24 protein-coding genes and 1 pseudogene are annotated in these 24,519 nt (G+C 66.2%); 15 read left to right on the forward strand and 10 right to left on the reverse strand.

The window, feature by feature from the left end:
• Positions 1–137 precede the first annotated feature (137 nt).
• The 10 genes and pseudogenes from G3N99_RS12395 to G3N99_RS12440 form a co-directional block, all read left to right on the forward strand.
• Positions 138–590, forward strand: a pseudogene (locus G3N99_RS12395) (alpha/beta hydrolase); the annotation flags it as partial.
• An 81-nt stretch (positions 591–671) separates the two neighbouring features.
• On the forward strand, positions 672–1,502 hold the full coding sequence (locus G3N99_RS12400; RefSeq protein ID WP_041493101.1) for a 3',5'-nucleoside bisphosphate phosphatase: 831 nt from the start codon (positions 672–674) through the stop codon (positions 1,500–1,502).
• A gap of 73 nt (positions 1,503–1,575) precedes the next feature.
• Positions 1,576–2,208 carry an L-threonylcarbamoyladenylate synthase gene (locus G3N99_RS12405; protein ID WP_174943333.1) on the forward strand — a complete coding sequence of 211 codons (633 nt, stop codon included), beginning with the start codon at positions 1,576–1,578 and terminating at the stop codon, positions 2,206–2,208.
• 49 nt (positions 2,209–2,257) lie between these two features.
• Entirely contained in the window at positions 2,258–2,920 is a 663-nt protein-coding gene (locus G3N99_RS12410; RefSeq protein ID WP_174943336.1) for a site-2 protease family protein, read from the forward strand.
• Between the two features lie 8 nt (positions 2,921–2,928).
• Positions 2,929–4,131, forward strand: coding sequence for a tryptophan--tRNA ligase (locus G3N99_RS12415; RefSeq protein WP_011352534.1), 1,203 nt, complete (start codon positions 2,929–2,931; stop codon positions 4,129–4,131).
• 8 nt (positions 4,132–4,139) lie between these two features.
• On the forward strand, positions 4,140–4,742 hold the full coding sequence (locus G3N99_RS12420) for a class I SAM-dependent methyltransferase (protein WP_206122515.1): 603 nt from the start codon (positions 4,140–4,142) through the stop codon (positions 4,740–4,742).
• 48 nt (positions 4,743–4,790) lie between these two features.
• Entirely contained in the window at positions 4,791–5,696 is a 906-nt protein-coding gene (dapA, locus tag G3N99_RS12425) for a 4-hydroxy-tetrahydrodipicolinate synthase (RefSeq protein WP_089445923.1), read from the forward strand.
• 111 nt (positions 5,697–5,807) lie between these two features.
• Positions 5,808–6,953 carry an outer membrane protein assembly factor BamC gene (bamC, locus tag G3N99_RS12430; protein WP_174941896.1) on the forward strand — a complete coding sequence of 382 codons (1,146 nt, stop codon included), beginning with the start codon at positions 5,808–5,810 and terminating at the stop codon, positions 6,951–6,953.
• 4 nt (positions 6,954–6,957) lie between these two features.
• The gene (locus G3N99_RS12435; RefSeq protein WP_206122516.1) at positions 6,958–7,734 is read left to right on the forward strand and encodes an MBL fold metallo-hydrolase; all 777 of its coding nucleotides are present in this window, start codon (positions 6,958–6,960) and stop codon (positions 7,732–7,734) included.
• A gap of 27 nt (positions 7,735–7,761) precedes the next feature.
• Positions 7,762–8,040, forward strand: coding sequence for a hypothetical protein (locus G3N99_RS12440; RefSeq protein ID WP_206122517.1), 279 nt, complete (start codon positions 7,762–7,764; stop codon positions 8,038–8,040).
• Here the strand turns inward: G3N99_RS12440 and G3N99_RS42535 are convergent, their stop codons facing one another.
• Positions 8,041–8,286 carry a hypothetical protein gene (locus G3N99_RS42535; protein ID WP_075122947.1) on the reverse strand — a complete coding sequence of 82 codons (246 nt, stop codon included), beginning with the start codon at positions 8,284–8,286 and terminating at the stop codon, positions 8,041–8,043.
• Positions 8,287–8,342: 56 nt separating this feature from the next.
• Positions 8,343–9,563, reverse strand: coding sequence for a cupin domain-containing protein (locus G3N99_RS12445; protein ID WP_206122518.1), 1,221 nt, complete (start codon positions 9,561–9,563; stop codon positions 8,343–8,345).
• A 32-nt stretch (positions 9,564–9,595) separates the two neighbouring features.
• Here G3N99_RS12445 and G3N99_RS12450 point away from each other — a divergent pair, with 32 nt between their 5' ends.
• Positions 9,596–10,138: a peptidylprolyl isomerase gene (locus G3N99_RS12450; protein WP_027786990.1), complete on the forward strand. Its 543-nt coding sequence runs from the start codon at positions 9,596–9,598 to the stop codon at positions 10,136–10,138.
• On the opposite strand, the gene G3N99_RS12455 is transcribed toward G3N99_RS12450, so the two are convergent.
• Together G3N99_RS12455 and mutS are read right to left on the reverse strand one after the other, a co-directional pair.
• Positions 10,118–11,389 carry a hypothetical protein gene (locus tag G3N99_RS12455; RefSeq protein ID WP_206122519.1) on the reverse strand — a complete coding sequence of 424 codons (1,272 nt, stop codon included), beginning with the start codon at positions 11,387–11,389 and terminating at the stop codon, positions 10,118–10,120. The two genes, G3N99_RS12450 and G3N99_RS12455, sit on opposite strands and share 21 nt — an antisense overlap.
• Positions 11,370–14,027 (reverse strand): DNA mismatch repair protein MutS, encoded by a 2,658-nt coding sequence (gene mutS, locus G3N99_RS12460; RefSeq protein ID WP_206122520.1) that lies wholly within the window; start codon positions 14,025–14,027, stop codon positions 11,370–11,372. The genes G3N99_RS12455 and mutS overlap by 20 nt, the downstream gene beginning before the upstream one ends.
• A 397-nt stretch (positions 14,028–14,424) precedes the next feature.
• On the opposite strand from mutS, the gene G3N99_RS12465 reads away from it, so the two are divergent.
• Entirely contained in the window at positions 14,425–14,847 is a 423-nt protein-coding gene (locus tag G3N99_RS12465; protein WP_206122523.1) for a VOC family protein, read from the forward strand.
• 223 nt (positions 14,848–15,070) lie between these two features.
• On the opposite strand, the gene G3N99_RS12470 is transcribed toward G3N99_RS12465, so the two are convergent.
• The gene (locus G3N99_RS12470; RefSeq protein ID WP_206122521.1) at positions 15,071–16,693 is read right to left on the reverse strand and encodes an NAD(P)/FAD-dependent oxidoreductase; all 1,623 of its coding nucleotides are present in this window, start codon (positions 16,691–16,693) and stop codon (positions 15,071–15,073) included.
• 316 nt (positions 16,694–17,009) lie between these two features.
• Complete coding sequence (locus G3N99_RS12475; RefSeq protein WP_039364710.1) at positions 17,010–17,813, reverse strand: inositol monophosphatase family protein; 804 nt, start codon at positions 17,811–17,813, stop codon at positions 17,010–17,012.
• 280 nt (positions 17,814–18,093) lie between these two features.
• On the opposite strand from G3N99_RS12475, the gene G3N99_RS12480 reads away from it, so the two are divergent.
• Positions 18,094–18,918: an RNA methyltransferase gene (locus G3N99_RS12480; protein WP_174941905.1), complete on the forward strand. Its 825-nt coding sequence runs from the start codon at positions 18,094–18,096 to the stop codon at positions 18,916–18,918.
• A gap of 267 nt (positions 18,919–19,185) precedes the next feature.
• The gene (gene cysE / locus G3N99_RS12485; protein ID WP_174943354.1) at positions 19,186–19,989 is read left to right on the forward strand and encodes a serine O-acetyltransferase; all 804 of its coding nucleotides are present in this window, start codon (positions 19,186–19,188) and stop codon (positions 19,987–19,989) included.
• A 39-nt stretch (positions 19,990–20,028) separates the two neighbouring features.
• Here cysE and G3N99_RS12490 read toward each other — a convergent pair whose 3' ends face one another.
• The 4 genes from G3N99_RS12490 to G3N99_RS12505 form a co-directional block, all read right to left on the reverse strand.
• On the reverse strand, positions 20,029–20,829 hold the full coding sequence (locus G3N99_RS12490; protein ID WP_206122522.1) for a UDP-2,3-diacylglucosamine diphosphatase: 801 nt from the start codon (positions 20,827–20,829) through the stop codon (positions 20,029–20,031).
• Positions 20,830–20,853: 24 nt separating this feature from the next.
• Positions 20,854–21,345, reverse strand: a complete 492-nt coding sequence (locus tag G3N99_RS12495) for a peptidylprolyl isomerase (RefSeq protein ID WP_011352518.1) — start codon at positions 21,343–21,345, stop codon at positions 20,854–20,856.
• Between the two features lie 88 nt (positions 21,346–21,433).
• A complete protein-coding gene (locus G3N99_RS12500) occupies positions 21,434–22,015 on the reverse strand; it encodes a peptidylprolyl isomerase (RefSeq protein ID WP_174918728.1) in 582 nt (193 codons plus the stop codon).
• A gap of 39 nt (positions 22,016–22,054) precedes the next feature.
• On the reverse strand, positions 22,055–22,777 hold the full coding sequence (locus tag G3N99_RS12505; protein ID WP_174941911.1) for a tetratricopeptide repeat protein: 723 nt from the start codon (positions 22,775–22,777) through the stop codon (positions 22,055–22,057).
• A gap of 234 nt (positions 22,778–23,011) precedes the next feature.
• Between G3N99_RS12505 and cysS the strand changes: the two genes are divergently transcribed.
• Positions 23,012–24,409 (forward strand): cysteine--tRNA ligase, encoded by a 1,398-nt coding sequence (cysS, locus tag G3N99_RS12510; protein WP_174941913.1) that lies wholly within the window; start codon positions 23,012–23,014, stop codon positions 24,407–24,409.
• Positions 24,410–24,519 lie beyond the last annotated feature (110 nt).

Below are 24,519 nucleotides of genomic sequence, written 5' to 3' on the forward strand. Positions count from 1 at the left end.
TGACATCCTCGGTCTGCGCGATGAGCACACTCAGTAGATGTGTGACGAGAACTGTGATTTTTTTGCTCGCTGGGGCCCGCCCAGCGTAGTCCGCCGCGTTATACGCCCTTTCCCACCGCGCCGGTCTCCCGTTCTGCCGGCTGCGCGGCTGGCTGGACGAGCTGCGCGAACCGCCCGCGCTGCGCCCTTACGCGTCACTCGACGACGTCGCGGCGCGCCTGACCAAGACCAATCCGCGGCTCGACCCGCGCCGTGCGGCGTTCCTCGCCGCGCACTGGTCGAAGCGCGGCGACGACGGCCAGTACCACCTGCTGGCCGACCCGGCGCACAAGATGCCGGGGCCGCAGCTGTACCGGCTCGACGAAGTGATGGCCACCTGGACGCAGGTGCGTGCGAAGGTGCTGCACGTCGAGGCCGTCAATTCGCCGACGCTGGCGCACATCGCCGGCGACATCCCGCTGCCGGAATTCAAGGCGCGTTTCAATGCGTTCCCCGACTGGCGCGAGAAGCTCGTCGAGGATGCCGGCCACATGGTGCATCACGACCAGCCCGAGCAGATCGCGGCGCTGATCGAGGCGTTCTGCGCGTAAGCGCGCGGTGGCAGCGGCGGGGCAGGCGGGCGGCGCATTGCCGCGTTGCAGTAGAATGAAGCCTTACCTGCCATGCCGACAATGAACGCTGATCTCCACTGCCATTCGAATGTTTCCGACGGGTTGCTGTCGCCTGCCGACGTCGCGCGCCGCGCCCATGCCGGCGGCGTGACCCTGTGGGCGCTGACCGACCACGACGAGATCGGCGGCCAGGCAGCGGCGCGCAGCGAAGCGGAAGCGCTCGGCATGCGCTACCTGAGCGGCGTCGAGATTTCGGTTACGTGGGCGTCGCGCACCGTGCACATCGTCGGCCTGAATGTCGATCCCGCGAACCAGGTGCTCGTCGACGGCCTGTACCGCACGCGTCACGGCCGCGCGGCGCGCGCGGTGGCGATCGGCGAGCAGCTCGCCACGCTCGGCATTCCCGGTGCGTACGAAGGCGCGCTGAAGTACGTGTCGAATCCCGACCTGATCTCGCGCACGCACTTCGCCCGCTTTCTCGTCGAGAACGGTCACGCCACGTCGACGTCCGATGTGTTCGATCGCATGCTCGGCGACGGCAAGCCCGGGTTCGTCCCGCACCGCTGGGCGACGCTGCCCGACGCCGTCGCGTGGATTCGGGCGGCCGGCGGCGAAGCCGTGGTCGCGCATCCGGGCCGTTACCGCTATACGCCCGTCGAATTCGACGCGTTCTTCGGCGAGTTCATCGATCTGGGCGGCCGCGCGATCGAGGTCGTCACGGGCAGCCACACACCCGACCAGTACCGCGAATACGCGGACGTCGCACGCCGCTTCGGCTTCGAAGCGTCGCGCGGCTCGGATTTCCATGCGCCAGGCGAGGGCCGTGTCGAGCTCGGCAGCCTGCCGCCGTTGCCGCCCGACCTGACACCGGTCTGGGAGCGCTGGCTCTGACACCGGGCGGCGGCCTGCCGTCCGCGTTGCTGCCGGCCGCGCGCATCCGACTTCTCCCCCTTTAAGTCCCCCCATGTCCCAGTTCTTCAGGATTCACCCGGATAATCCGCAGCCGCGCCTGATCAAGCAGGCCGTGGAAATCGTCAGCAAGGGCGGCGTGATCGCGATGCCGACCGATTCGAGCTATGCGCTCGCGTGCCATCTCGACGACAAGGACGCGGTCGAACGCGTGCGCCGGATTCGCGGCCTCGACGAGAGGCAGCACCTGTCGCTGCTCGTGCGCGACCTGTCGGAGCTCGCCAACTTCGCGATGGTCGACAACCGCCAGTACCGGCAGATCAAGTCGGTGACGCCGGGCCCGTACGTCTTCATCCTGCAGGCCACGAAGGAAGTGCCGCGCCGGCTGTCGCACCCGTCGCGCAAGACGATCGGGCTGCGCGTGCCCGATCACGCGATCACGCTCGCGTTGCTGGAATCGCTTGGCCAGCCGCTGCTCGGCACGACGCTGATCCTGCCGCCGGACGACGAGCCGCTCAACGATCCCGAAGAAATCCGCGAACGGCTCGAGAAACAGGTCGACCTCGTGATCGACGGCGGCGCATGCCCGCGCGAACCGTCGACGGTGATCGACCTGACCGGCGAAGAACCCGAGCTCGTGCGTGCGGGGCGCGGCGCGCTCGAACCGTTCGGGCTCTCGGCGGCGTAAGCGAACCGTTCCATTTTTTGCGCGAATGCGCTTGTTACAATAACGCGATATGGATGCTTCCCTGATACAGACCATCGCCGTCTACGCGCTGCCCGTGATCTTCGCGATCACGTTGCACGAGGCCGCGCACGGCTACGCCGCGCGCCTGCTCGGCGACAACACCGCCTACGTGATGGGGCGCGTGTCGTTCAATCCGATGCGCCACATCGATCCGCTCGGCACGATCGCGATCCCGCTCGCGATGTATTTCCTGACGGGCGGCGCGTTCCTGTTCGGCTATGCGAAGCCGGTGCCGGTATCGTTCGGCAACCTGCGCAATCCGCGCTGGGGCAGCCTGTGGGTCTCGCTCGCGGGCCCGGCCTGCAACTTCGTGCAGGCGCTGATCTGGGGCCTGGTGACCCTTGTGCTGCCCGCCGTCGGCATCGACGAGCCGTTCTTCACGCGGATGGCGTTTGCCGGCGTCAGCGCGAACCTCGTGCTCGGCGTGCTGAACCTGTTCCCGCTGCCGCCGCTCGACGGCGGCCGCATCCTGGCGGCGCTGCTGCCGACGAAACAATCGATCGCGCTGTCGCGGATCGAGCCGTACGGTTTCATCATCGTCCTCGTGCTGGTCATGACGGGCGTGCTGACGAACTTCTGGCTGCGCCCGCTCGTCAACGTCGGCTATGCCGTCCTGAGCGCCATCCTGTCCCCATTCGCCTCGCTTCTCTAACGACAATCATGTTCCCTGAACGTATTTTCTCCGGCATGCGACCTACCGGGTCGCTGCACCTCGGTCACTACCACGGCGTGCTGAAAAACTGGGTGAAGCTGCAGTCCGAGTACCCGTGCTTCTTCTGCGTCGTCGACTGGCATGCGCTGACGACGCACTACGAGACTCCCGAGGTCATCGAGAAGAACGTGTGGGACGTGCTGATCGACTGGCTCGCCTCCGGCATCGATCCGGCGCAGGCCACGCTGTTCATCCAGAGCAAGGTGCCCGAGCATGCCGAACTCGCGCTGCTGCTCGGCATGAGCACGCCGCTCGGCTGGCTCGAACGCGTGCCGACCTACAAGGAGCAGATGGAGAAGCTGAAGGACAAGGATCTGTCGACCTACGGCTTCCTCGGCTATCCGGTGCTGATGGCGGCCGACATCCTGCTGTATCGCGGCTCGCTCGTGCCGGTCGGTGAAGACCAGGTGCCGCACGTCGAGATGACGCGCGAGATCGCACGCCGCTTCAACTACCTGTACGGCCGCGAGCCGGGCTTCGAGGAGAAGGCGCTCGATGCCGCGAAGAAGCTCGGCGGCAAGCGTGCGAAGCTCTATCACGAGCTGCGCAATGCGTATCAGCAGGAGGGCGACGACGAGGCGCTCGAACAGGCGCGCGCGATGCTGCAGGAATCGCAGAGCCTGTCGATGAGCGACCGCGAGCGCCTGTTCGGCTATCTCGAAGGTGCGCGCAAGATCATCCTGGTCGAGCCGCAGGCGCTCCTGACCGAAGCATCGCGGATGCCGGGCCTCGACGGGCAGAAGATGTCCAAGTCGTACGGCAACACGATCGGCCTGCGTGAAGACGCCGAGACGATCACGAAGAAGGTCCGCACGATGCCGACCGATCCCGCGCGCGTGCGCCGCACCGATCCGGGCGATCCCGACAAGTGCCCGGTGTGGCAGCTGCACCAGGTCTATACCGACGAAGCGACGCACGACTGGGTGCAGAAGGGCTGCCGCTCGGCGGGCATCGGCTGCCTCGATTGCAAGCAGCCGGTCGTCGAAGGCATCCTGCGCGAACAGCAGCCGATGCTCGAGCGTGCGCAGAAGTACATGGACGATCCGTCGCTGCTGCGCGCGATCGTCGCGGACGGTTGCGACAAGGCGCGCAAGTACGCGACGGAAACGATGCGCGACGTGCGCGACGCGATGGGCCTGTCGTACAACTGATCGACCGCATGAACGCATCCGTCATGACCGCCGCGGGCGGCCACGTCGCCCAGGCCGAGCCGTCGCGCTGGGTCGCGCAATGGTCGCGGCTCGTGCCGCCAGGCGGCGCGGTGCTGGATGTCGCTGCGGGCGGCGGCCGCCATGCGCGCTGGTTCGCGTCGCGCGGGCATCCGGTCGTCGCACTCGACCGTGACCCGGCCGCACTGGCTGCGTTGCGTGCGATGCCGGGCGTCGATGCCCGCGCCGCCGATCTCGAAGGCGCGCCGTGGCCGCTGCCGGACGGCGAGCGGTTCTCGGCCGTGATCGTCACGAATTATTTGCATCGTCCGCTCTGGCCCCATCTGCTCGATGCGGTGGCGCCGGGTGGCGTGCTCATCTACGAAACCTTCGCGCAAGGAAACGAAACGGTCGGGAAGCCGTCCAACCCCGCGTTCCTGCTCGCCCCCGGCGAGCTGCTGGACGCCGTGCACGGCCGCCTGCGGGTGGTCGCGTACGAGGACGGGTTCGTCGCCGCGCCGCGCGAGGCGTTCGTCCAGCGTCTCTGCGCAGTGCGCGAGGGCGCGACCCCGAAGGCGGGGGCGGGAATTCCACGTTACGAACTGCCCGGCTAATCCGCTACAATCTCAACGTTTACCGGTACATACTCTCAATCGCGTTTCATGGCTAACGGCACCCAAGACGGCATTCAAATCCGCGGCAGCATCCCCGCGATCGTCACCCCGATGCTCGAAGACGGCAGTCTCGACCTGCCGGCGTTTCGCAAACTGATCGACTGGCATATCGCGGAAGGCACCGATGCGCTCGTCGTGGTCGGTACGAGCGGCGAGTCGGCAACGCTCAACGTCGAAGAGCACATCCTGATGATCCGCACGGCGGTCGAGCATGCGGCGAAACGCATCCCGATCATCGCGGGCGCGGGCGGCAACTCGACCGCCGAGGCGATCGAGCTGACGAAGCACGCGAAGGCTGTCGGCGCGGACGCGACGCTGCAGGTCGTGCCGTACTACAACAAGCCGACGCAGGAAGGCATGTACCGTCACTTCAAGACGATCGCCGAAGCGGTCGATCTCCCGGTGATCCTGTACAACGTGCCGGGTCGCACGGTCGCCGACATGGCGAACGAGACGACGCTGCGCCTCGCGGACGTGCCGGGCATCATCGGCGTGAAGGAAGCGACCGGCAACATCGATCGCGCCGCGCACCTGATCAAGGCCGCGCCGAAGCATTTCGCGATCTACAGCGGCGACGATCCGACTGCGATCGCGCTGATGCTGCTGGGCGGCCACGGCAACATCTCGGTGACGGCGAACGTCGCACCGCGTGCGATGAGCGATCTGTGCCGGGCGGCGCTGGCCGGCGACGTCCAGACGGCTCGCGCGCTGCACATGAAGCTGCTGTCGCTGCACAAGAACCTGTTCATCGAGGCGAACCCGATTCCGGTGAAATGGGCGCTGCAGGCGATGGGCAAGATGCAGGGCGGCATCCGGCTGCCGCTCACGGCGCTCGACGAGCGCTGCCACGAAGCCGTGCGTTCGGCCCTCGTCGAGGCCGGCGTCCTCGCCTGATGCCGAGGCGGCCGCGTCCTGCGGCCGCCGGCTCGAACCCTGATCAACCCGCACCGGCCGGCTCCGTCCGGCGCCGCTCCTGACGAGCGTTCTAGCAAGACGAAGGATTTCATGAAACGTTTCGCCTTTTCCTCTCGCGCCATCCAGATGTCGGTGGTGGCGCTGGCGCTGGGCGCGCTCGCCGGCTGCGATACGCTGAACGACTACCTGGCCCCTGACCGGGTCAACTACAAGAACACCGGTTCGGCGCCGCCGCTCGCCGTGCCGAGCGACCTGAAGCCGGTGCCGACGACGCAGCAGTTCGTTGCGCCGCCGAGCAACGCCGGCCTCGGCACGCTGCCGCCGCGGGTCACGACGCAGGCTGGCAATGCGACCGACGGCATCCCGAGCGCGCAGGATCCGCTGGGCATGCACATCGAACGCGACGGCGACCGCCGCTGGCTCGTCGTCGATGGCCGCACGCCCGAGCAGCTGTGGCCGATCCTGAAGGAGTTCTGGCAGGAGAACGGCTTCTCGCTGAAGACCGACGCGCCGTCGACGGGCATCATGGCCACCGACTGGGCTGAAAACCGCGCGAACATTCCCGACGACTGGTTCCGCCGCACGATCGGCAAGGTCATCGATTTCGCGTACTCGTCCGGCACGCGCGACCGTTTCCGTACGCTCGTGAACCGTACGTCGGACGGCAACACCGACATCTCGATCACGCACAGCGCGATGGAAGAAATGATGGTCGGCCCGCAGGGCGGCACGTCGTCGCGCTGGGAAGAGCGTCCGCGCAACCCGGTGCTCGAAGCCGTATTCCTGTCGAAGCTGATGCAGAAGTTCGGCCTGACCGATGCGCAGGCGAAGCAGCTGCTGACCGATGCACATCCCGCGACGGCGCCGACGCAGGTCAGCGACACGAGCAGCGGCGGGGCGACGCTGCAACTGGCCGAGTCGTTCGACCGCGCATGGCTGCGTGTGGGCCTGGCGCTCGACCGCACCAACTTCGCGGTCGACAATCGCGATCGCGAGAAGGGTGTGTACACCGTGCGCTATGCGAACACGATGGAAGAACTCAAGCGCGACGGCCTGTTCGGCAAGCTGTTCTACGGCGGCCCGTCGGCCGCGAAGCCGGGCAAGGAATTCCTGGTCAACGTGCGCGCACAGGGCAATGGCAGCACGCAGGTTGCGGTGGTCGGCGCAAACGGCCAGGTCGACAACTCGTCGGACGCGCAGCGGATCATTTCGCTGCTCCACGCGCAGCTGAACTGAGCGCGTGCGATTCTCCAGCCTCGGAAGCGGCAGCGAAGGCAACGCGCTGGTCGTCGAGGCCTCGAGCGGCACGACGACCACCCGCGTGCTGCTCGACTGCGGCTTTTCCGCCAAGGAGGTCGAGCGCCGGCTCGGCCGACTGAATCTCTGCATCGGCGATCTCGATGCGATCCTCATCACCCACGAACACAGCGACCACGTCGGCAGTGCGCTGACGCTCGCCCGGCGCGGATCGCTGCCGCTCTACATGAGCTGGGGCACCGCGCGCGCGGTCGGCGCCGACGAGGCCGATGTCGATCTCCACGTGCTGTGGGGCGACGAGACGGCCGCGATACGCGATCTGGCGGTGATGCCCTATACGGTCCCTCACGACGCGCGTGAACCGCTCCAGTTCGTCTTTATGGACGGCGCCAGCCGGCTCGGCGTGCTGACGGACGTCGGGATGGCCACGCCGCACATCACGACCGTCCTGAGCGGCTGCGACGCGCTGGTGCTCGAATCCAACCACGACACCGCGATGCTGGCCTCGAGCCGCTATCCGCAGTCGCTGAAGGCGCGTATCGGCGGCAACCACGGCCACCTGAGCAATGACGCCGCGGCAGACATCCTCGCGTCGCTTGAACGCAGCCGCCTCCAGCACCTGGTCGCGGCGCACCTGAGCCAGCAGAACAACCTGCCGGAACTGGTCCGCCAGGCGTTTGGCGGCGTACTGGGGACGAGCGGGGAGGAAGTGGTCGTGGCCACGCAGGAAGCGGGCTTCGACTGGCTGGCGCTCGGATGAGCGGGGCAGGGCCGCTGCGGCGGCCCGGTGCGACTGCCGCGCGACAGGCGCGAAAACGACAGACGTAAAAAAACCGGCCCTCAGGCCGGTTTTTTTTCAGCTGACGCTGAGGCTTACTGGCTTGCGCCCGAAGCCGGAGCAGCCGTCGCTGCCGAAGCAGCCGACGCCACTGCAGCAGCAGCGTCGCTCGCAGCAGCCGTTGCCGACGAAGCAGCAGCCGAAGCGTCGCTCGCAGCACCAGCAACTGCCGAAGCAGCCGTCGAAGCAGCAGCAGCCGCGTCGCTTGCAGCCGACGAAGCAGCTTGATCAGCGCTCTTGTTGCAAGCAGCCAGTGCAACAGCAGCCAACAGGGAAGCTACGAGGAGGGATTTCTTCATGATCACGTCCTTTTATGGTTAAAGGTAAGCAACAGCGCGAAACAATACCGGTAATGTGCTCCAACACCGACCTGGGCCGCTGGTGGAGATGCACTTCTAGAGCGTGAATCTTCCCTACGGCTTGGGCGGAAATTATATGCACTTTCCTATCGACCGTCGACAAATGCGGGGTCAATACGTTGTCTTTCCCATACAGAATTTGATCCGTACGGGCATACGGGGCGACTCACACTAATTCCGGTTTCCGACCCGTATCCAGCCCGCACGATACCACTCGTGCAATAAGGCTGTCATGGAGGGAGCCCGGGATAGTGTTACAAACCGTTTCGCCTCCATCTGGCGTTGATTGGCCAGTTCGGGCAGCCATTCGCTGGCTTGCTCGAGCGGTCCTTCTTCACCATTAATGAAGTACGAGCGCGCGTTATACATCAATGCGGCCCTTCTGTCGAGACACACGCCACGACGTGACGCTTGCGCGACGAACGCGGCCTCGGACAGCGGACGCGCGGGCGGGTCGAAAACGACGTTCGGTTTGGGCTCGCTCAGGTAGCAGCCGAGGAACTCGGCGACGTCCCGCTTGCGCCAGCGGATCGCGTCCACGATCTCGGCCACGCGCTCGACCATCGCCGGAGGCAGCTGCGCGGGCGCGTCGACGGCCGGCTGCTTCGGATCGCGGTAAAGGTCGTCGCCGCCCCCGTCGCGCAGGCCGCCACGCTCCGCGAGATAGTACAGGAACTGGGCGCCCAGCTCGCCGGCGGACGGGGCCCGGAAGCCGATCGAGCAGGTCATGCATTCGCCTTCGGCGACGCCGTCGTGCGCGATGTGCGGCGGCAGGTAGAGCATGTCGCCGGGTTCCAGCACCCATTCGTCGCTCGGCTCGAAGTTTTCGAGGATCTTCAGCGGTACGTCCGGCTGCAGCGACAGATCCTTCTGCGCACCGACGCGCCAGCGGCGCCGGCCTTCGACCTGCAGCAGGAATACGTCGTATGAGTCGAAGTGCGGGCCGACGCCGCCGCCGTCCGTCGCATAGGAGATCATCAGGTCGTCCAGACGCGCGTCGGGAATGAAGCGGAAGCGGTCGAGCAGCGCGCGCGCGGCATCGACGTGCAGGTCGAGCCCCTGCACGAGCAGGGTCCAGGCCTTGCGCGTGACGGCCGGCAGCGAGCCGGGCTCGAACGGGCCGTGCTCAAGTTGCCACTTGTTACGAAAATGGGTGATCAGTCGCGATTCCGCGTCATAGTCCGCTGCGAGCTCGAACAGCGCGTCGCGCGAGACTGGTGACGCGACGCCGGGGATCGCCTGGCGGATCAGGAGCGGCTTCTTCTGCCAGTAGCCGCGCATGAATTGCGCCGGCGTAAGACCGCCGAGCAGCGGTGTGGGAAGATCGGAAGGCGGCGCGCCGAACGGGGCGGCAGCGGCATCCCGCGGTTCGGCTTGAGACCGGTTGCGCATCGTATAATGAGACTTGTATTTGGGAGAATTGGATGAAAATCGCAAAAAACACCGTCGTGTCGGTCACTTACAAGCTGTCGGATGCACAGGGCAATCTGATCGAGGAAAGCGACGAGCCGATGGTTTATCTGCACGGCGGCTATGATGGCACGTTCCCCAAGATCGAGGAACAGCTCGACGGCCATGAGCCGGGCTACGAGGCGCAGGTTCAGCTCGAGCCGCAGGACGCATTCGGCGACTACGATCCCGAACTCGTGAAGATCGAGCCGCGCGATCGTTTCCCCGAGCCGCTCGAAGTGGGCATGCAGTTCGAAGGCACGCCGGAAGACGGCGACGAGGAAGTCGACTCGCTGATCTACACGGTCACCGACATCGCCGAAGACAAGGTCGTGCTCGACGGTAACCACCCGCTGGCAGGCATGGCGCTGCGTTTCGCGCTCACCGTGAAGGACGTTCGCGAAGCCACCGAAGACGAAATCGAGCATGAGCACGCACATGGCGCGGAAGGGCTCGAGATCGTCGACGAGGACGAAGACGAAGACGGCGAAGCACCGTCAGGGCGTACCCTGCACTGAGCTCGCAGGCAGGCCGGGTGCCGGCCCCGATGAAGGGGCCGGCGCCGGCCACGACGCGCCGCCCGGTGCGGCGCTGTCACCCTGCAATGGCGGCGCGACCGACGACGAGTCGGGCAGCGCCGGCAACGCAGGGATTTCCGGCATCTGTGGCAGCGGCACATCGTCGCGCGGCACGAGCGGCAGCGCGGGCGGCACGGGCAGGTTCTTCGGCACCTCCTGCAGGCTCACGTTGAAGATCGTCTGCCGTGAAGGTGATACGCTCACCTTGACCCACTGATTCGTCGGATGGCGCGGTCCGATCGCGACCCGCGTCACGTTTCCTACCAGTTCACCGTCGTCTGCTCGCAGCGGACGGTCGATCAGAAAGCCGCTCGCAAGCGGTTCGCCGCTCGCGTGCATCACGAGTATCGGGCCGCGGAACGTCGCCGCCGCCTTCACCAGCGTTCGTTTCAACTCACGGAAGCCGTCGCGCACGCGCGGCCGGTTGAAACGCAGCCATGCGAAGCGTTCCGCGCGTTCATAGCGTTCGAACTGCGGATCGCCTTCGAACATCACCACCATCGCGCGTGCCTCGCGCCGCTTCGCATATTCGGCCGCGTGGTCGATCCAGAAACCGTTCGCGATGATGCGGTCCTCGAATTCGCCGTTGCGGCCGCCGGCCGTCAGGTAGTGGTTGTTCGGCGCCGGCGCGTTGAGCGCGACGTAGACGATGTCGTCGCGCATCCAGCGGGCGTTTTCCCGATACGGCCGGAACCGTGCGACTTCGCTTTCCCGCGTGATCTGCAGGGCGCCGGGGTCGGGCAGCGCCGAATCGGCGAGCAGCGTCTGCCGCAGGAAGTCGAGCCGCTCGACCGGATCGTAGCCGCCGCCGGCCGCGGTGTTGCACGTGACCCAGTCGTCGTGGCCGGGAATGAATACGAGCGGCACGCGTGCCGCATCCAGGATCGCGCCGCGCTGCGCATACAGCGCATCGCGGCACGCTTCCTTCGAACCCTTGAGATCGCCCGCATAGACGACGAACGCGAGGTTGCGCTCGCGCGCGATCGCATCGAGCAGCCGCTGGGCGGCCGGTTCGTCCGCAGGGGCGTTGATCACACCCGACACGACTGCGAACGAGTAGGGCGTGGTGCTGCGCTTCGGCGGCGCGGCCAGCGCGGTAGCCTGCGCGAGCGCCAGCACGGCTGCGACGAGCGCGGTGGCCGTGCGAGCCGGCATGCCGCGCGGGATGCGCTTACGCGTGCCCGTCGGCATCGTGCGACCGGACCAGCGTGCGCAGTTCGTACAGCAGGTCGAGTGCCTCGCGCGGCTTGAGATCGTCGGGATCGATGTCGCGCAGTTTTTCGAGCGCCGGATGCGGTGTGTCGGGCAGCGCCGGCGCGTCCGCGCATTCGAGATCGTCGGCGGCCACCGGCGGCGCGCTGAACAGGTCGAGCTGCGGCGTGTGTTGCGATGCCGACTGCTGTTCGAGATACGCGAGGTGCTTGCGCGCGGCGCGTATCACGGGCGCCGGAACGCCTGCGAGCTGCGCGACCTGCAGGCCGTAGCTCTGGTTGGCCGGGCCCTCGTTGACCGCGTGCAGGAACACGATGCCGTGGCCGTGCTCGACGGCCGACAGGTGGACGTTGGCCGCTTGCGGGAATTCGGCCGGCAGTTGCGTCAGCTCGAAGTAGTGCGTCGCGAACAGCGTGTAGCACGCGTTGTGCGCCAGAAGGTGGCGTGCGATGGCCCACGCGAGCGCGAGGCCGTCGAACGTCGACGTGCCGCGGCCGATCTCGTCCATCAGCACGAGGCTTTGCGGCGTTGCGTCGTTGAGGATCGCCGCGGCTTCGGTCATCTCGACCATGAACGTCGAGCGGCCGCCCGCGAGATCGTCCGCCGCGCCGATGCGCGTGAAGATCCGGTCGATCGGGCCGAAGCATGCCGACTTGGCCGGCACGTAGCTGCCTACGTAAGCCATCAGCGCGATCAGTGCGGTCTGCCGCATGAACGTCGACTTACCGCCCATGTTCGGGCCGGTGATCAGCAACAGCTTGCGCTCGGTGCCGAAGTGGCAGTCGTTCGCGATGAACTGTTCGACCTGCGCTTCGACGACCGGGTGGCGGCCCTGTTCGATTTCGATGCCGATCTCGTCGGTAAAGGTGGGCGCGACCCAGTCGAGTGCGCGTGCGCGTTCGGCGAATGCGGCGAGCAGGTCGAGTTCGGCGAGCGCCGACGCGACGCGCTGGCACTCGGGGATGAACGGCAGCAGCGCTTGCAGCACCGCGTCGTACAGCGCGCGCTCGCGCGCCAGTGCGCGCTCCTGCGCGGACAGCGCCTTGTCCTCGAAGGTCTTCAGTTCGGGCGTGATGTAGCGCTCGGCATTCTTCAGCGTCTGGCGCCGGCGATAATCGTCGGGCACCTTGTCGGTCTGGCCGCGCGTGACCTCGATGTAGAAGCCGTGCACCTTGTTGTATTCGACGCGCAGGTTCGCGATGCCGGTGCGTGTGCGCTCGCGCGCTTCGAGATCGATCAGGAACTGCCCGCAGTTCTCCGAGATGTCGCGCAGCTCATCGAGCTCGGCGTCGTAGCCGCGCGCGATCACACCACCGTCGCGCACCATCGCGGCCGGCTCGGGCGCAATCGCGCTGGTCAGCAGGTCGAGACATTCGGCGGGCGGTGCGAGCGCTGCGTCGACGCGGGTGAGTGCGTCAGCGTTTGCGACGATCGCGCTGATGCGCTCGCGCAGTGCCGGCAGCGCGGCGAACGTGTCGCGCAGGCTCGACAGGTCGCGCGGGCGTGCGGACAGCAGCGCGAGACGCCCGGTGATCCGTTCGACGTCGGCGATCTGGCGCAGTGCGCTGCGCAGCGCATCGAGGCTGGCGTTGGCCGGTGCATCGAGGAGCGCGCCGATCGCCTGCTGGCGCGACTGCGCGGCGACCGACGCACGCGGCGGGTGATGCAGCCAGTGACGCAGCAGGCGGCTGCCCATCGTCGTGCAGCAGGTGTCGAGCAGCGAATACAGGGTCGGCGACTCGGTGCCGCGCAACGTCTCGGTCAGTTCGAGGTTGCGGCGCGTGGCCGGATCGAGCCCGATGTACTCCGTTTCGTTCTCGACCTTCAGGCTGCGCACGTGCCGCAGTTGCTGGCCCTGCGTGGCGGCCGCATAGAGCAGCAATGCGCCCGCTGCGCCGCACGCGCTCGTGAGCGAATGCGCACCGAAACCGTCGAGGCTCGCGACATCGAGCTGATCGCACAAACGCTGCGTGCCCGACGCGATGTCGAAGTGCCATGCCGGCACGCGCTTGCTTGCGCCCGCGCCGGCCGGCACGGCGTCGGTTGCGCCGTCCGGCGTCAGGATCTCGGCGGGCCGGATGCGTTCGAGCGCGGCAGCGAGCTGGTCGGGTTCGATTTCGGCGAGGCGTAGCGCACCGCTCGCGAGGTTCAGCCACGCAAGGCCGATGTTCACCGCCACGCCGCGCTTGTTGTGGCCCGTGCACATCGCGAGCAGGTAGACGTCGTTCTTGTCGGACAGCAGCGCGGCATCGGTCAGCGTACCAGGCGTGACGACACGCACGACCTTGCGCTCGACGGGGCCCTTCGACGTGGCCGGATCGCCGATCTGCTCGCAGATCGCGACCGATTCGCCCATTTTCACGAGCTTCGCGAGATACTGCTCGACCGCGTGATGCGGTACGCCGGCCATCTTGATCGGCGTGCCGGCCGATGCGCCGCGTTGCGTGAGGGTCAGGTCGAGCAGGCGTGCGGCTTTCTCCGCGTCTTCGAAGAACAGCTCGTAGAAGTCGCCCATCCGGTAGAAGACAAGCGTGTCGGGATGGTCGGCCTTGATGCGCAGGTACTGCTGCATCATTGGAGTGTGGCCGGCGAAGGCGTCGGGCGACAGCGTGGTCATAAGTCAGGCATCAGGTTGTTGCTTTGGTTGCCCGAGTTTACCAGTGGCTTCATGTGAAGGCGCGAAGTTGGCCGTTTGGCCAGTCGTCGGTGTTGAGGAGGGGGCGTTATCCGCGTTCATGCCCAAGCTTGACGGCCCCGGCCGCCGCATGGCGACGTGGACACAATCCAGAACATCGTGCTCGGGCGCACCCGTGATCTCGCAACGTCGGCTGCGTTGAGAACGCTGCATTGACCCGGCATGTTCGCGCGAATATAGTTAAGTTTCGTCTAAAACAGGTTAGGCTCGGGAAGGTTGGCCCGGCCCCCGCTCAGCGGGTCCTTCCGTTGCGCTCCGTAACGGCCCAAGACTATCAGGATGCCTGTATTGTGCAGGCGCCAATAGCATGGGTATGGACATGAAACCTCGAATTTCAGTTATCACCCTCGGCGTTGCCGATCTCGAACAATCACTCGCCTTCTATCGTGACGGTCTCGGTCTTCCGACTGAAGGCATCATCGGTCGCGAATTCGAGCATGGCGCAGTTGCCTTTTTTGATCTCTCGGGCGGCCTGAAGCTCGCGCTCTGGGCGCAGGACGATATTTCTCATGATACGGGTCTGCCGAAGCAGCCCGTCTCGCCTACGGCCTTCACGATAGGACACAATGTCTTGAGCCGGAAGGAAGTCGACGAGACGATGGATGCGGCAGAGCGTGCAGGCGCAGAGATCATCAAGGCTCCGCGCGACACGTTCTACGGCGGTTACGCTGGATATTTTCGTGACATCAACGGCCATCTGTGGGAGATAGTCTGGAATCCACAGATGCTACCGACGGACTGATATTGGCGTTCGCGATTGCACTGGCTTCCCAAGCGGGAAGTCAGCGACAGCCAGTGATGCCACTTTCGTCTGCGGCAAAGTGCGGCGGTCTGCGCACGTTCAATCACAAGATGGCTGCATGCCGGGAGCGTTGGTCTCCCAGCCGCGCTAACGAGTACGGGACACTGCCGATCCCGAACAGGTCAGGCGCGCGAACCTCCGCGCGCCGACCCTGTCCGGCGCCTTAGGCCGTTTGCGCCGACGCCATGCTGAGCGCCACCGCCTGCGCGACTTCGATCCCGTCGATGGCTGCCGAATAGATACCACCGGCATACCCCGCGCCTTCACCCGCCGGATACAGGCCTTCGACGTTCATGCTCTGGTAATCGTCCTTGCGTCGAATCCGGATCGGCGAAGAAGTGCGCGTCTCGACACCGGTGAGCACCGCATCGTGCATCGCGAAGCCGGCGATCTTCTTGTCGATCTCGGGGAGGGCTTCGCGAATCGCTTCGATCACGTAGTCCGGCAGCGCGGTGCTGAGATCGGTCGGGTTCACGCCCGGCTTGTACGACGGCTCCACGGAGCCGAGCGAAGTCGACGGCCGGCCTGCGATGAAATCGCCGACCAGCTGGCCCGGCGCACGGTAATCGCCGCCGCCGAGTTCGAACGCGCGTTCTTCCCATTTGCGCTGGAACGCGATGCCCGCCAGCGGGCCGCCGGGATAGTCGTCCGGCGTGATACCGACGACGATGCCCGCATTCGCGTTGCGCTCGGCCCGCGAATACTGGCTCATGCCATTGGTGACCACGCGGCCCGGCTCGGAGGTCGCCGCGACCACCGTGCCGCCCGGGCACATGCAGAAGCTGTAGACGGCGCGGCCATTGCTGCAGTGGTGCACCACCTTGTAGTCGGCCGCACCGAGCTGCTTGTGGCCCGCGAATTTGCCGAAGCGGCTGCGATCGATCAGCCCCTGCGGATGTTCGATACGAAAACCCAGCGAGAACGGCTTGGCTTCGACGTAGACGCCGCGATCGTGCAGCATCTCGAACGTGTCGCGTGCGCTGTGGCCCACGGCCAGCACGACGTGGTCGCACCGCAGCGTTTCGCCGTTCGAGAGCTTCAGCGAGCGCACCTTGCCCTGATCGATCTCGATGTCGTCGACCCGCGTTTCGAAACGCACTTCACCACCCAGTTCGTGGATGGACGCGCGCATCTTTTCCACCATGCTGACGAGTCGGAACGTGCCGATGTGCGGCCGGCTCAGGTACAGGATGTCGTCCGGCGCACCCGCCTTGACGAATTCGTCCAGCACCTTGCGGCCATAGTGGTTCGAATCCTTGATCTGGCTGTACAGCTTGCCGTCGGAAAACGTCCCGGCGCCGCCTTCGCCGAACTGCACGTTGGATTCGGGGTTGAGCACGCTCTTGCGCCACAGGCCGAAGGTGTCCTTGGTGCGCTCGCGCACGGCCTTGCCGCGTTCGAGGATGATCGGGCGGAAACCCATCTGCGCGAGGATCAGCCCCGCGAACAGGCCGCACGGCCCCATGCCGATCACGACCGGGCGCAGGAAATTGCCGTGCTCGGGCGCCTTCGTGACGAAGTGGTACGCCATGTCGGGCGTCACGCCGCAATGCGGCTTGCCGGCGAGGCGCTTGATCGCGGCCGCTTCGTCCGTGACTTCGACATCGACGATATACGTGAGCTTGATGTCGGCGCGCTTGCGCGCATCGTGCGCACGGCGGAACACGGTGTAACGGAGGAGGCCGTCCGCAGCCACGCCAAGCTCCGCGAGGCGCTCGCGAATCGCGGCCTCGAGCGCGCTCTCGGGGTGGTCGAGGGGGAGTTTAATTTCGCTTAGCCGTAACATGGGGACTCGGATGCGATTGCCACGGCGTCGTGGCGGTGTTGATACGGGCGGGGGCCGGCAGGCCGGCGGTGTTGTCCGCCGTGCGGGGATGCCGGACGCAAACCATTCATTGTCATTGCGGGGAAGGCGGTGCAAGCGGCAGTACGCCGACCAGCCCGAACAACTCAAGCAACTTCAGGATAGACGCACGAAGCGACCCTCGTGCGGGAAGATTGTCCCGCCTCCCGGCAACCGGGAGGCGAACGGCGGCGCGCCGTCATGACGATGCCCGCGAGCGGTGTGCGCGAAAGCCGCGCCATGCAGGCGCGGCCGGGGCTTACTCCGCCGCCGGATGCACGTGGGTGTAACCCTTCAGGATCGGGATCATCTGCGCGTAGATCTTCGGGTTCGCGGCGACGATTTCATGGCGATGCAGGAAATCGGCGTCGCCCGTGTAGTTGCCGACGAGGCCGCCGGCCTCGGTGATCAGCAGGCTGCCCGCTGCCATGTCCCACACGTTGATGCCCTGTTCGAAGAACGCGTCGAGGCGGCCGGCCGCGACGTTCGCGAGATCGAGTGCGGCTGCGCCCGGGCGGCGCAGGCCCGTGCAGGCCTGCGTCATTTCGGTGAAGAGGCGCGCGTAGGCGTCGAGGCCGTCCTTTTCGCGGAACGGGAAGCCCGTGCCGACCAGCGCGTCCGACAGGCGGTCGCGGCGGCCGACGCGGATGCGGCGGTCGTTCAGGTACGCGCCGCGGCCGCGGGTGGCCGTGAACAGGTCGTTCTTGTTCGGGTCGTAGACGACGGCCTGCGTGACGACGCCCTTGTGCTCGAGCGCGATCGATACGCAGTAGTACGGGAAGCCGTGGATGAAGTTGGTCGTGCCGTCGAGCGGATCGATGATCCACTTGAATTCGGATTCGTTCTCGGATTCGCCCGATTCTTCCGCGAGGATCGCGTGGTCGGGGTAGGCGGTCTTCAGCGTCTCGATGATCGCGTCTTCGGCGGCCTTGTCCACTTCGGTGACGAAGTCGTTCTGCTGCTTCTTGCGGATCTCGATCAGGTCGAGATCGAGGGACGCGCGATTGATGATCTGTCCGGCGCGGCGCGCAGCCTTGACAGCAATGTTGAGCATGGGATGCATGAGCCTGGATCCTGTAGCTGGCGGCACGGGCCGCCACGAAGTGGAACAACCGCCCGGCACGGCGCTAGCGTGGCAGGCGAGATGAGACGCGAATTGACAAAGAACGGGGTACGACCCGCGTCGCACGAAGTGCGGCGCGTAAAGGCATGATTTTACCCGATTTTTGGCGGTTTCAGGCGACCGGGATACGGGGAAACCCCCACTATCCGTCCGGACGAGTGGGTTTGCTGCGGCGATGGCGATACCATACTGCCATTCTGATGAACCGAGTCGTATCGTAGTGGAAACCCCGCAGATCACCGCCGCGCCGTCCGAGCCGGGCGCGGCCTCGTCCCGGCCGCCGTCCGGCGGCTTCACGTCCACCCGTTTCGTGCTCGTCGAGCCGAGCCATCCCGGCAATGTCGGGGCGGCCGCCCGCGCGCTGAAGACGATGGGCTTCTCGCGTCTCGTGCTGGTCGCGCCGCGCGTGCCGCACGTCCAGAGCGATCCCGAGGCGATCGCGATGGCCAGCGGCGCGGACGACGTCCTCGCGTCCGCGCATGTCGTGCCGACGCTCGGCGACGCGCTGTCCGGTGTTCACTGGTCGATCGCGCTGACTGCGCGCACGCGCGAATACGGGCCGCCGCGCCTGGCGCCGCGTGCCGCTGCCACGCAGGCGTGCGCACAGGTCGGCACCGGCGACATCGCGCTCGTGTTCGGCAACGAGCGCACGGGCCTCGCGAACGAGCATGTCGAGCAGTGCAGCGCGCTGGCGCATATCCCGGCGAACCCGGCCTACAGCTCGCTGAATCTCGCGCAGGCCGTGCAGGTGCTCGCGTACGAACTGCGTGTCGCGTTTCTCGAGCACGCGAGCGAGCCGTCGGCGCAACCGTCGGGCGAAGCCGGCACGCTTGCGCAGAGCGACGAGATCGAGCGGATGTACGTACACCTCGAGAACGCACTGATCGCACTCGACTTCCTCGATCCGCGCAACCCGAAGAAGCTGATGCCGCGGCTGCGGCGCCTGTTCGCGCGCACGGGTCTCGAGCGCGAGGAGGTCAACATCCTGCGCGGCGTCGCGAAGCACATCCTGCTGAAATCGGGCAAGCCCGACGGCGACGCGTAAGCGGCCGGCGCGCGGGGCCGAATGTCTCCGCGCATGGGGCAATCGTCCCATCGGCAGGTGCCGGGTCGGCCGCCGGAAGCGCCGGGGCCGCTCGTTCCATCCGGTCGACCACCCCGCAAACCCAGCAACAGCAAGCGTTTCGCCCGAATACCCGCGCCGGCGGCGGGGTGAACTCGCGGGCTCGTGCGGCCGTGCGCGACTCGCCCTACAATCGCCAAACGTCATAAGTAAATTACCCGGCGCGATAACGGCCGGTCATTGCCGGCGATGCGCGCCGGCCTTTTCCCAGACCACATCATGTTCACGAGACTGCGCGAAGACGTTGCAACGATTCGCGAGCGGGATCCCGCCGCTCGCAGTGCATGGGAAGTGCTGACCTGTTATCCGGGGTTGCATGCGCTCTTGCTGCATCGTTTCGCGCACGCATGCTGGCGCGCGAAGCGCTACTGGCTCGCGCGTTTCGCGTCGCAGGCCGGCCGGTTCCTGACGGGGATCGAGATCCACCCCGGCGCGACGATCGGCCGGCGCGTGTTCATCGATCACGGGATGGGTGTCGTGATCGGCGAGACGGCAATCGTCGGCGACGATTGCACGATCTATCAGGGCGTGACGCTGGGCGGCACGTCGCTCACGCGCGGCGCCAAGCGCCACCCGACGCTCGAGGCGGGCGTGATCGTCGGTGCGGGCGCGAAGGTGCTCGGCGGCTTCACGGTCGGTGCGGGTGCGAAGATCGGTTCGAACGCGGTCGTCGTGAAGCCGGTGCCGGCAGGCGGCACGGCGGTGGGCAATCCGGCGCGCGTCGTGATGCCGGCACAGCCGAAGCCGCAGCCCGAACGTGCAGCGTTCTGCGCATACGGGATCACGCCGAATGCCGATGATCCGATGTCGCTCGCGATTCATGGGCTGATCGATCACGCGGCGAAGGAAAGCCGCCGCGTCGACGAGATCGTCGCCGCGCTCGAGCGGCTTGGCACGCATCTGGAAACGCTGCAGGGCGCCGACGCGGCGCGCCTCGATCTGCGCCGGCTGTCGGCCGTGCTGGAAGGCAAGTCGGTCGAACGCCAGGCGTAATGCGATGGAGGCCGGCGATTGCCGGCCGATGCGACCGCGTCAGTCGAGCGGCATCGCGTGGATGCCTTCCGCGTCGACGCGCAGGTAGCCGCCGCGCGGCTTGCCGTGGTCGAGATCCCAGTCGGGCAACACCCAGCGGATGCCGCCCGGTTCCATGTGCCGCGCGGGGCGGTGCGTATGGCCGTGAATGATCACGCTCGCGCGGCTTTTCCGGAACAGCGTGGCCACGCCTTCACGCGTGACATCGTAAATCGCCGAAGCAGGGCGCGTCCGGCCTGCTTCGCTGTTCGAGCGCATGCGCTGCGCGAGTGCGCGGCGCCAGCGGAACGGCCACGCGAGAAACAGCCATTGCGCGACGCGGTTGCGTGCGAAGCGGCGGAACACCTGGTAGCCGCGGTCGGCCGTGCATTGCGCGTCGCCGTGCGCGAGCACGATGCGCTGGCCGAACGCCATGATCAGCGAAGGATCAGGGAGCAGCATCGCGCCGGCTGCCTTCATGAAGCGCCGGCCGAGCAGGAAATCGCGGTTGCCGTGCATCACGTAGAGCGCAATGCCGCGCTCCGAGAACGTGTGCATCAGCGCGGCCATGCGTGCCGCGAACGGATCGTCGTCGAGGATATCGTCGCCGATCCAGTATTCGAACAGGTCGCCGAGGATGAACACCGAGTCGGCGCTGTCGGCGGTGTATTTCACGAAATGCTCGAACGCGGCGACCGTCTTCGGAATCGCTTCGCTCAGGTGCAGATCGGAGAGAAACAGGAACGGGCGTGCGGCTTGCGCGTATTCGCGCTCGCCCGGCACGCCCGCGGAGACGCTTCGCGGCGGACTCTCCTGCAACATCGAAGTGCCTCCGTATACTGCGCGTCAGACCACGACGGCCTTCTCGATCACGACGTCGTCAGCCGGCACGTCCTGGTGGAAACCAGCGTTGCCCGTCTTGACGCCCTTGATCTTGTCGACCACGTCCTGGCCTTCGACGACCTTGCCGAACACCGCGTAGCCCCAGCCTTGCGGCGTCGGCGACGAGTGGTTCAGGAAGTCGTTGTCGTTCACGTTGATGAAGAACTGGGCGGTCGCCGAGTGCGGATCGTTCGTGCGCGCCATCGCGACCGTGTAGTTGTCGTTCTTCAGGCCGTTGTTCGCCTCGTTGTCGATCGGCGCATCGGTCGGCTTCTGCTTCAGGCCCGGCTCGAAGCCGCCGCCCTGGATCATGAAGCCGTTGATCACGCGATGGAACACGGTGCCGTCGTAGTGACCCTTCTTCACGTAGTTCAGGAAGTTCTCGACCGTCTTCGGTGCCTTCGCGGCGTCGAGCTCGAGCTTGATCACGCCGTGGTTCGTATGCAGTTCAACCATGATGAATTCCTTCGGTGAGGCGGTTTAAATGGCACGCGGCCGGTCGTGCGACGCGGCCGCGTGAGGCGCCGGACGTGCCGGCAGGTTCTTACTTCGAGACGATGCTGGCCGATTCGATCAAGATCGGTTGCGCGGGCACGTCCTGCATCGGGCCGCGCGAGGTCGTCGCGACGCCTTCGATCTTCTTCACGACGTCGAGACCCGACACGACCTTGCCGAACACCGCATAGCCGTTGCCGTCCGGGTTCGGGTAGTCGAGGCCGCTGTTGTCGACCGTGTTGATGAAGAACTGCGCGGTGGCCGAGTTCGGATCGCTCGTGCGTGCCATCGCGATCGTGCCCGTCAGGTTCTTCAGACCATTGCGGCTTTCCAGCGGGATCGGCGCGCGGGTCGGCTTCTCCTCGAAGTTGGTCTTGTAGCCGCCGCCCTGGATCATGAAGCCCTTGATCACGCGATGGAAGATCGTGCCGTTGTACTGGCCGGCCTTCACGTAATCGAGGAAGTTGGCGACGGACTTCGGCGCCTTCTCCGGGTAGAGCTCGACGCGGATGTCGCCCTGCGAGGTCTTCAGCTGCACGACGGGGTGCGCGGTAGCCGATTGCGCGAACGCAGGTGCGGTCGCGGTCGCGAGAAGGGCGGCGCCGCCAAGCGCCAGCAACAGACGTTTCATTGCGATCCTCAGGTTGGGAGGGAAAGAAGGCCGCGCCGCTTATTGCGACGGCGCGACGTACGGTGCCGCCAGTGCGCCCGACGGACCGCTGAACTGGAACGTCGGCGACAACGGCAGCGTGGTGGTGCCCACGTTCGCGGCTGCGCGGTCGCTGTAGTCGCGCGTGGCCGGTGCGGCGGCGCGGGCGTTCGGCGCGGCCTTCGGCGGCGACACGATCTTCTGGAGATCGGCGAGGCGCTGCGCGGTCGCGCCGCTCGTGCGGCCAAGCGATTGCGCACGCTTGTACGACTCGGCCGCGAGGCGCAGGTAGAGATCGCCGAGGTTCTCGTACGCGAGCGAGTAGCTCGGGTTCGATTGCGTGGCGGTGACGAGCGCGGTGCGCGCTTCGTCGTAACGGCCATGCTTCGCGTAAAGCGCCGCAAGGTTGTTGTACGGCTCGGGCAGTTCGGGGTACGCCTGCGTGATCGCGACGAACTGCTGGATCGCGTCGTCATCGCGGTTCAGGCGGGCCAGCACGGTGCCGCGCTTGAACTGCGCCTGCACGTCGTGCGGGTTCGATGCGATGCGCGCGTCGAGCTGCGCGAGCGCCTGCTTCCACTGCTTGCCGGCGATCGACGCATCGATTTCGGGGGTGCCGTCGGCGGTGGCCGGGGCCTTCTGCGCATGCGCCGCGGGGACCGCGAAAAGCGTCAGCGCGACGCCCATGACGGTGGTCGCAACGAGGGTCGCAGCGCTCTGCGCGCGGCCGCGATGAGGTTTCATAGGCGTAAATCGGAATGTTATACTCCGAGCCATTCTAACAAAACGTCTGCGCGTTCCGGCGAGCGTCAGACAGTCTTTCTTTGCCTCTCGTGGCCGTCACCGCTGTGCTTGCAGCCTGACCGCCCCATGTGATATCGAGGACGCTCGGCCTGGTGCCGCAGCAGATGGTCCGTCCGTTTCGCATGCTGGGCGAGCTTCGCCAGGGCGGTTTCCTTCGGCTCACGGTTCATCTCTATGGAATCACTGCGCATCTACAACACGCTCGCGCGTGACAAGCAAGTTTTCGTGCCGCGCCAGTCCGGCGAAGTGCGGATGTACGTATGCGGAATCACCGTATACGACTATTGTCACGTGGGCCACGCGCGCATGCTGGTCGTATTCGACCTCGTCCAGCGCTGGTTGCGTGCGATCGGTTACCGGGTCACGTATGTGCGCAACATTACCGACATCGACGACAAGATCATTCGCCGTGCGGTCGAGAACGGCGAGACGATCAAGTCGCTGACCGACCGGTTCATCGGCGCGATGCACGACGATGAAAGCGCGCTCGGCATACAGCGGCCCGACATCGAGCCGCGCGCGACCGAGTTCATTCCGCAGATGCTCGGCATGATCGAGACGCTCGAGACGAACGGCTACGCGTACCAGGCGACCGACGGCGACGTTAATTACTCGGTGCGCAAGTTCGCGAACTACGGGAAGCTGTCGGGCAAGTCGCTCGACGATCTGCGCGCGGGCGAGCGCGTCGCCGCGAACGACGCGAAGGAAGATCCGCTCGATTTCGTGCTGTGGAAACGCGCGAAACCGGAAGATCCGGAAGGCACGTCGTGGGCGTCGAAGTACGGGATGGGTCGCCCGGGCTGGCACATCGAGTGCTCGGCGATGGGCTGCACGCTGCTCGGCGAGCATTTCGACATCCACGGTGGCGGGCAGGATCTGCAATTCCCGCACCACGAGAACGAGATCGCGCAGAGCGAAGGCGCGACCGGCCAGACGTTCGTCAATTACTGGATGCACAACGGCTTCGTGCAGGTCGACAACGAGAAGATGTCGAAATCGCTCGGCAACTTCTTCACGATCCGCGAAGTGCTCGAGCGCTACGATGCCGAAGTCATGCGCTTCTTCATCGTGCGCACGCACTACCGTTCGCCGCTCAATTACAGCGACGTGCATCTCGACGATGCGCGCGCGTCGCTCACGCGTCTCTACACCGCACTGAAAGATGTTGAAGCCGACACGCTCGCGCTCGACTGGAACGAGCCGCACGCGCAGCGTTTCGCGGCCGCGATGAACGACGACTTCAACACGCCGGTTGCGGTGGCGACGCTGTTCGAGCTGGCGGGTGAGGTGAACCGCACGCGCGACGCTTCGCTCGCGCGGCAACTGAAACAGCTGGCGGGCCTGCTCGGCCTGCTGGGCCGCGAACCGCGCGCGTTCCTGCAGCAGGCGTCCGGCGCCGCGCAGGCGGGCGGGCTCGCCGCCGACGAGATCGAAGCGAAGATCGCCGCGCGTGTCGCGGCGAAGCAAGCGAAGGACTATGCCGAAGCGGACCGGATCCGGGCGGAACTGCTCGAGACCGGTGTCGCACTTGAAGACAAACCGGGCGGATCGACCGAATGGCGTCGCGTATGAGCGCGGTGCGTTCCACTGACCGATCCGTCAGGTAGGAGGCAAGATGGCAACGGCCAGAAAAGCGCCGGTCAGGCGCGCGACCCCGGTCGCCGCGCGTCCGGCAGCCAAGC

This window comes from Burkholderia sp. Ac-20392 (genome assembly GCF_017104585.1).
Classification (GTDB): domain Bacteria; phylum Pseudomonadota; class Gammaproteobacteria; order Burkholderiales; family Burkholderiaceae; genus Burkholderia; species Burkholderia lata.

Coding starts and splice junctions, on each gene's coding strand:
- G3N99_RS12495 (WP_011352518.1), bottom strand. CDS start 21,345: ATGGTTGAACTGCATACGAACCACGGCGTGATCAAGCTCGAGCTCGAC.
- G3N99_RS12415 (WP_011352534.1), top strand. CDS start 2,929: ATGTTCCCTGAACGTATTTTCTCCGGCATGCGACCTACCGGGTCGCTG.
- G3N99_RS12465 (WP_206122523.1), top strand. CDS start 14,425: ATGAAACCTCGAATTTCAGTTATCACCCTCGGCGTTGCCGATCTCGAA.
- G3N99_RS12450 (WP_027786990.1), top strand. CDS start 9,596: ATGAAAATCGCAAAAAACACCGTCGTGTCGGTCACTTACAAGCTGTCG.
- G3N99_RS12420 (WP_206122515.1), top strand. CDS start 4,140: ATGAACGCATCCGTCATGACCGCCGCGGGCGGCCACGTCGCCCAGGCC.
- G3N99_RS12410 (WP_174943336.1), top strand. CDS start 2,258: ATGGATGCTTCCCTGATACAGACCATCGCCGTCTACGCGCTGCCCGTG.
- G3N99_RS12455 (WP_206122519.1), bottom strand. CDS start 11,389: ATGCCGACGGGCACGCGTAAGCGCATCCCGCGCGGCATGCCGGCTCGC.
- mutS (WP_206122520.1), bottom strand. CDS start 14,027: ATGACCACGCTGTCGCCCGACGCCTTCGCCGGCCACACTCCAATGATG.
- cysS (WP_174941913.1), top strand. CDS start 23,012: ATGGAATCACTGCGCATCTACAACACGCTCGCGCGTGACAAGCAAGTT.
- G3N99_RS12405 (WP_174943333.1), top strand. CDS start 1,576: ATGTCCCAGTTCTTCAGGATTCACCCGGATAATCCGCAGCCGCGCCTG.
- G3N99_RS12470 (WP_206122521.1), bottom strand. CDS start 16,693: ATGTTACGGCTAAGCGAAATTAAACTCCCCCTCGACCACCCCGAGAGC.
- bamC (WP_174941896.1), top strand. CDS start 5,808: ATGAAACGTTTCGCCTTTTCCTCTCGCGCCATCCAGATGTCGGTGGTG.
- cysE (WP_174943354.1), top strand. CDS start 19,186: ATGCGCGCCGGCCTTTTCCCAGACCACATCATGTTCACGAGACTGCGC.
- G3N99_RS12505 (WP_174941911.1), bottom strand. CDS start 22,777: ATGAAACCTCATCGCGGCCGCGCGCAGAGCGCTGCGACCCTCGTTGCG.
- G3N99_RS12490 (WP_206122522.1), bottom strand. CDS start 20,829: ATGTTGCAGGAGAGTCCGCCGCGAAGCGTCTCCGCGGGCGTGCCGGGC.
- G3N99_RS12475 (WP_039364710.1), bottom strand. CDS start 17,813: ATGCATCCCATGCTCAACATTGCTGTCAAGGCTGCGCGCCGCGCCGGA.
- dapA (WP_089445923.1), top strand. CDS start 4,791: ATGGCTAACGGCACCCAAGACGGCATTCAAATCCGCGGCAGCATCCCC.
- G3N99_RS12400 (WP_041493101.1), top strand. CDS start 672: ATGAACGCTGATCTCCACTGCCATTCGAATGTTTCCGACGGGTTGCTG.
- G3N99_RS12445 (WP_206122518.1), bottom strand. CDS start 9,563: ATGCGCAACCGGTCTCAAGCCGAACCGCGGGATGCCGCTGCCGCCCCG.
- G3N99_RS12500 (WP_174918728.1), bottom strand. CDS start 22,015: ATGAAACGTCTGTTGCTGGCGCTTGGCGGCGCCGCCCTTCTCGCGACC.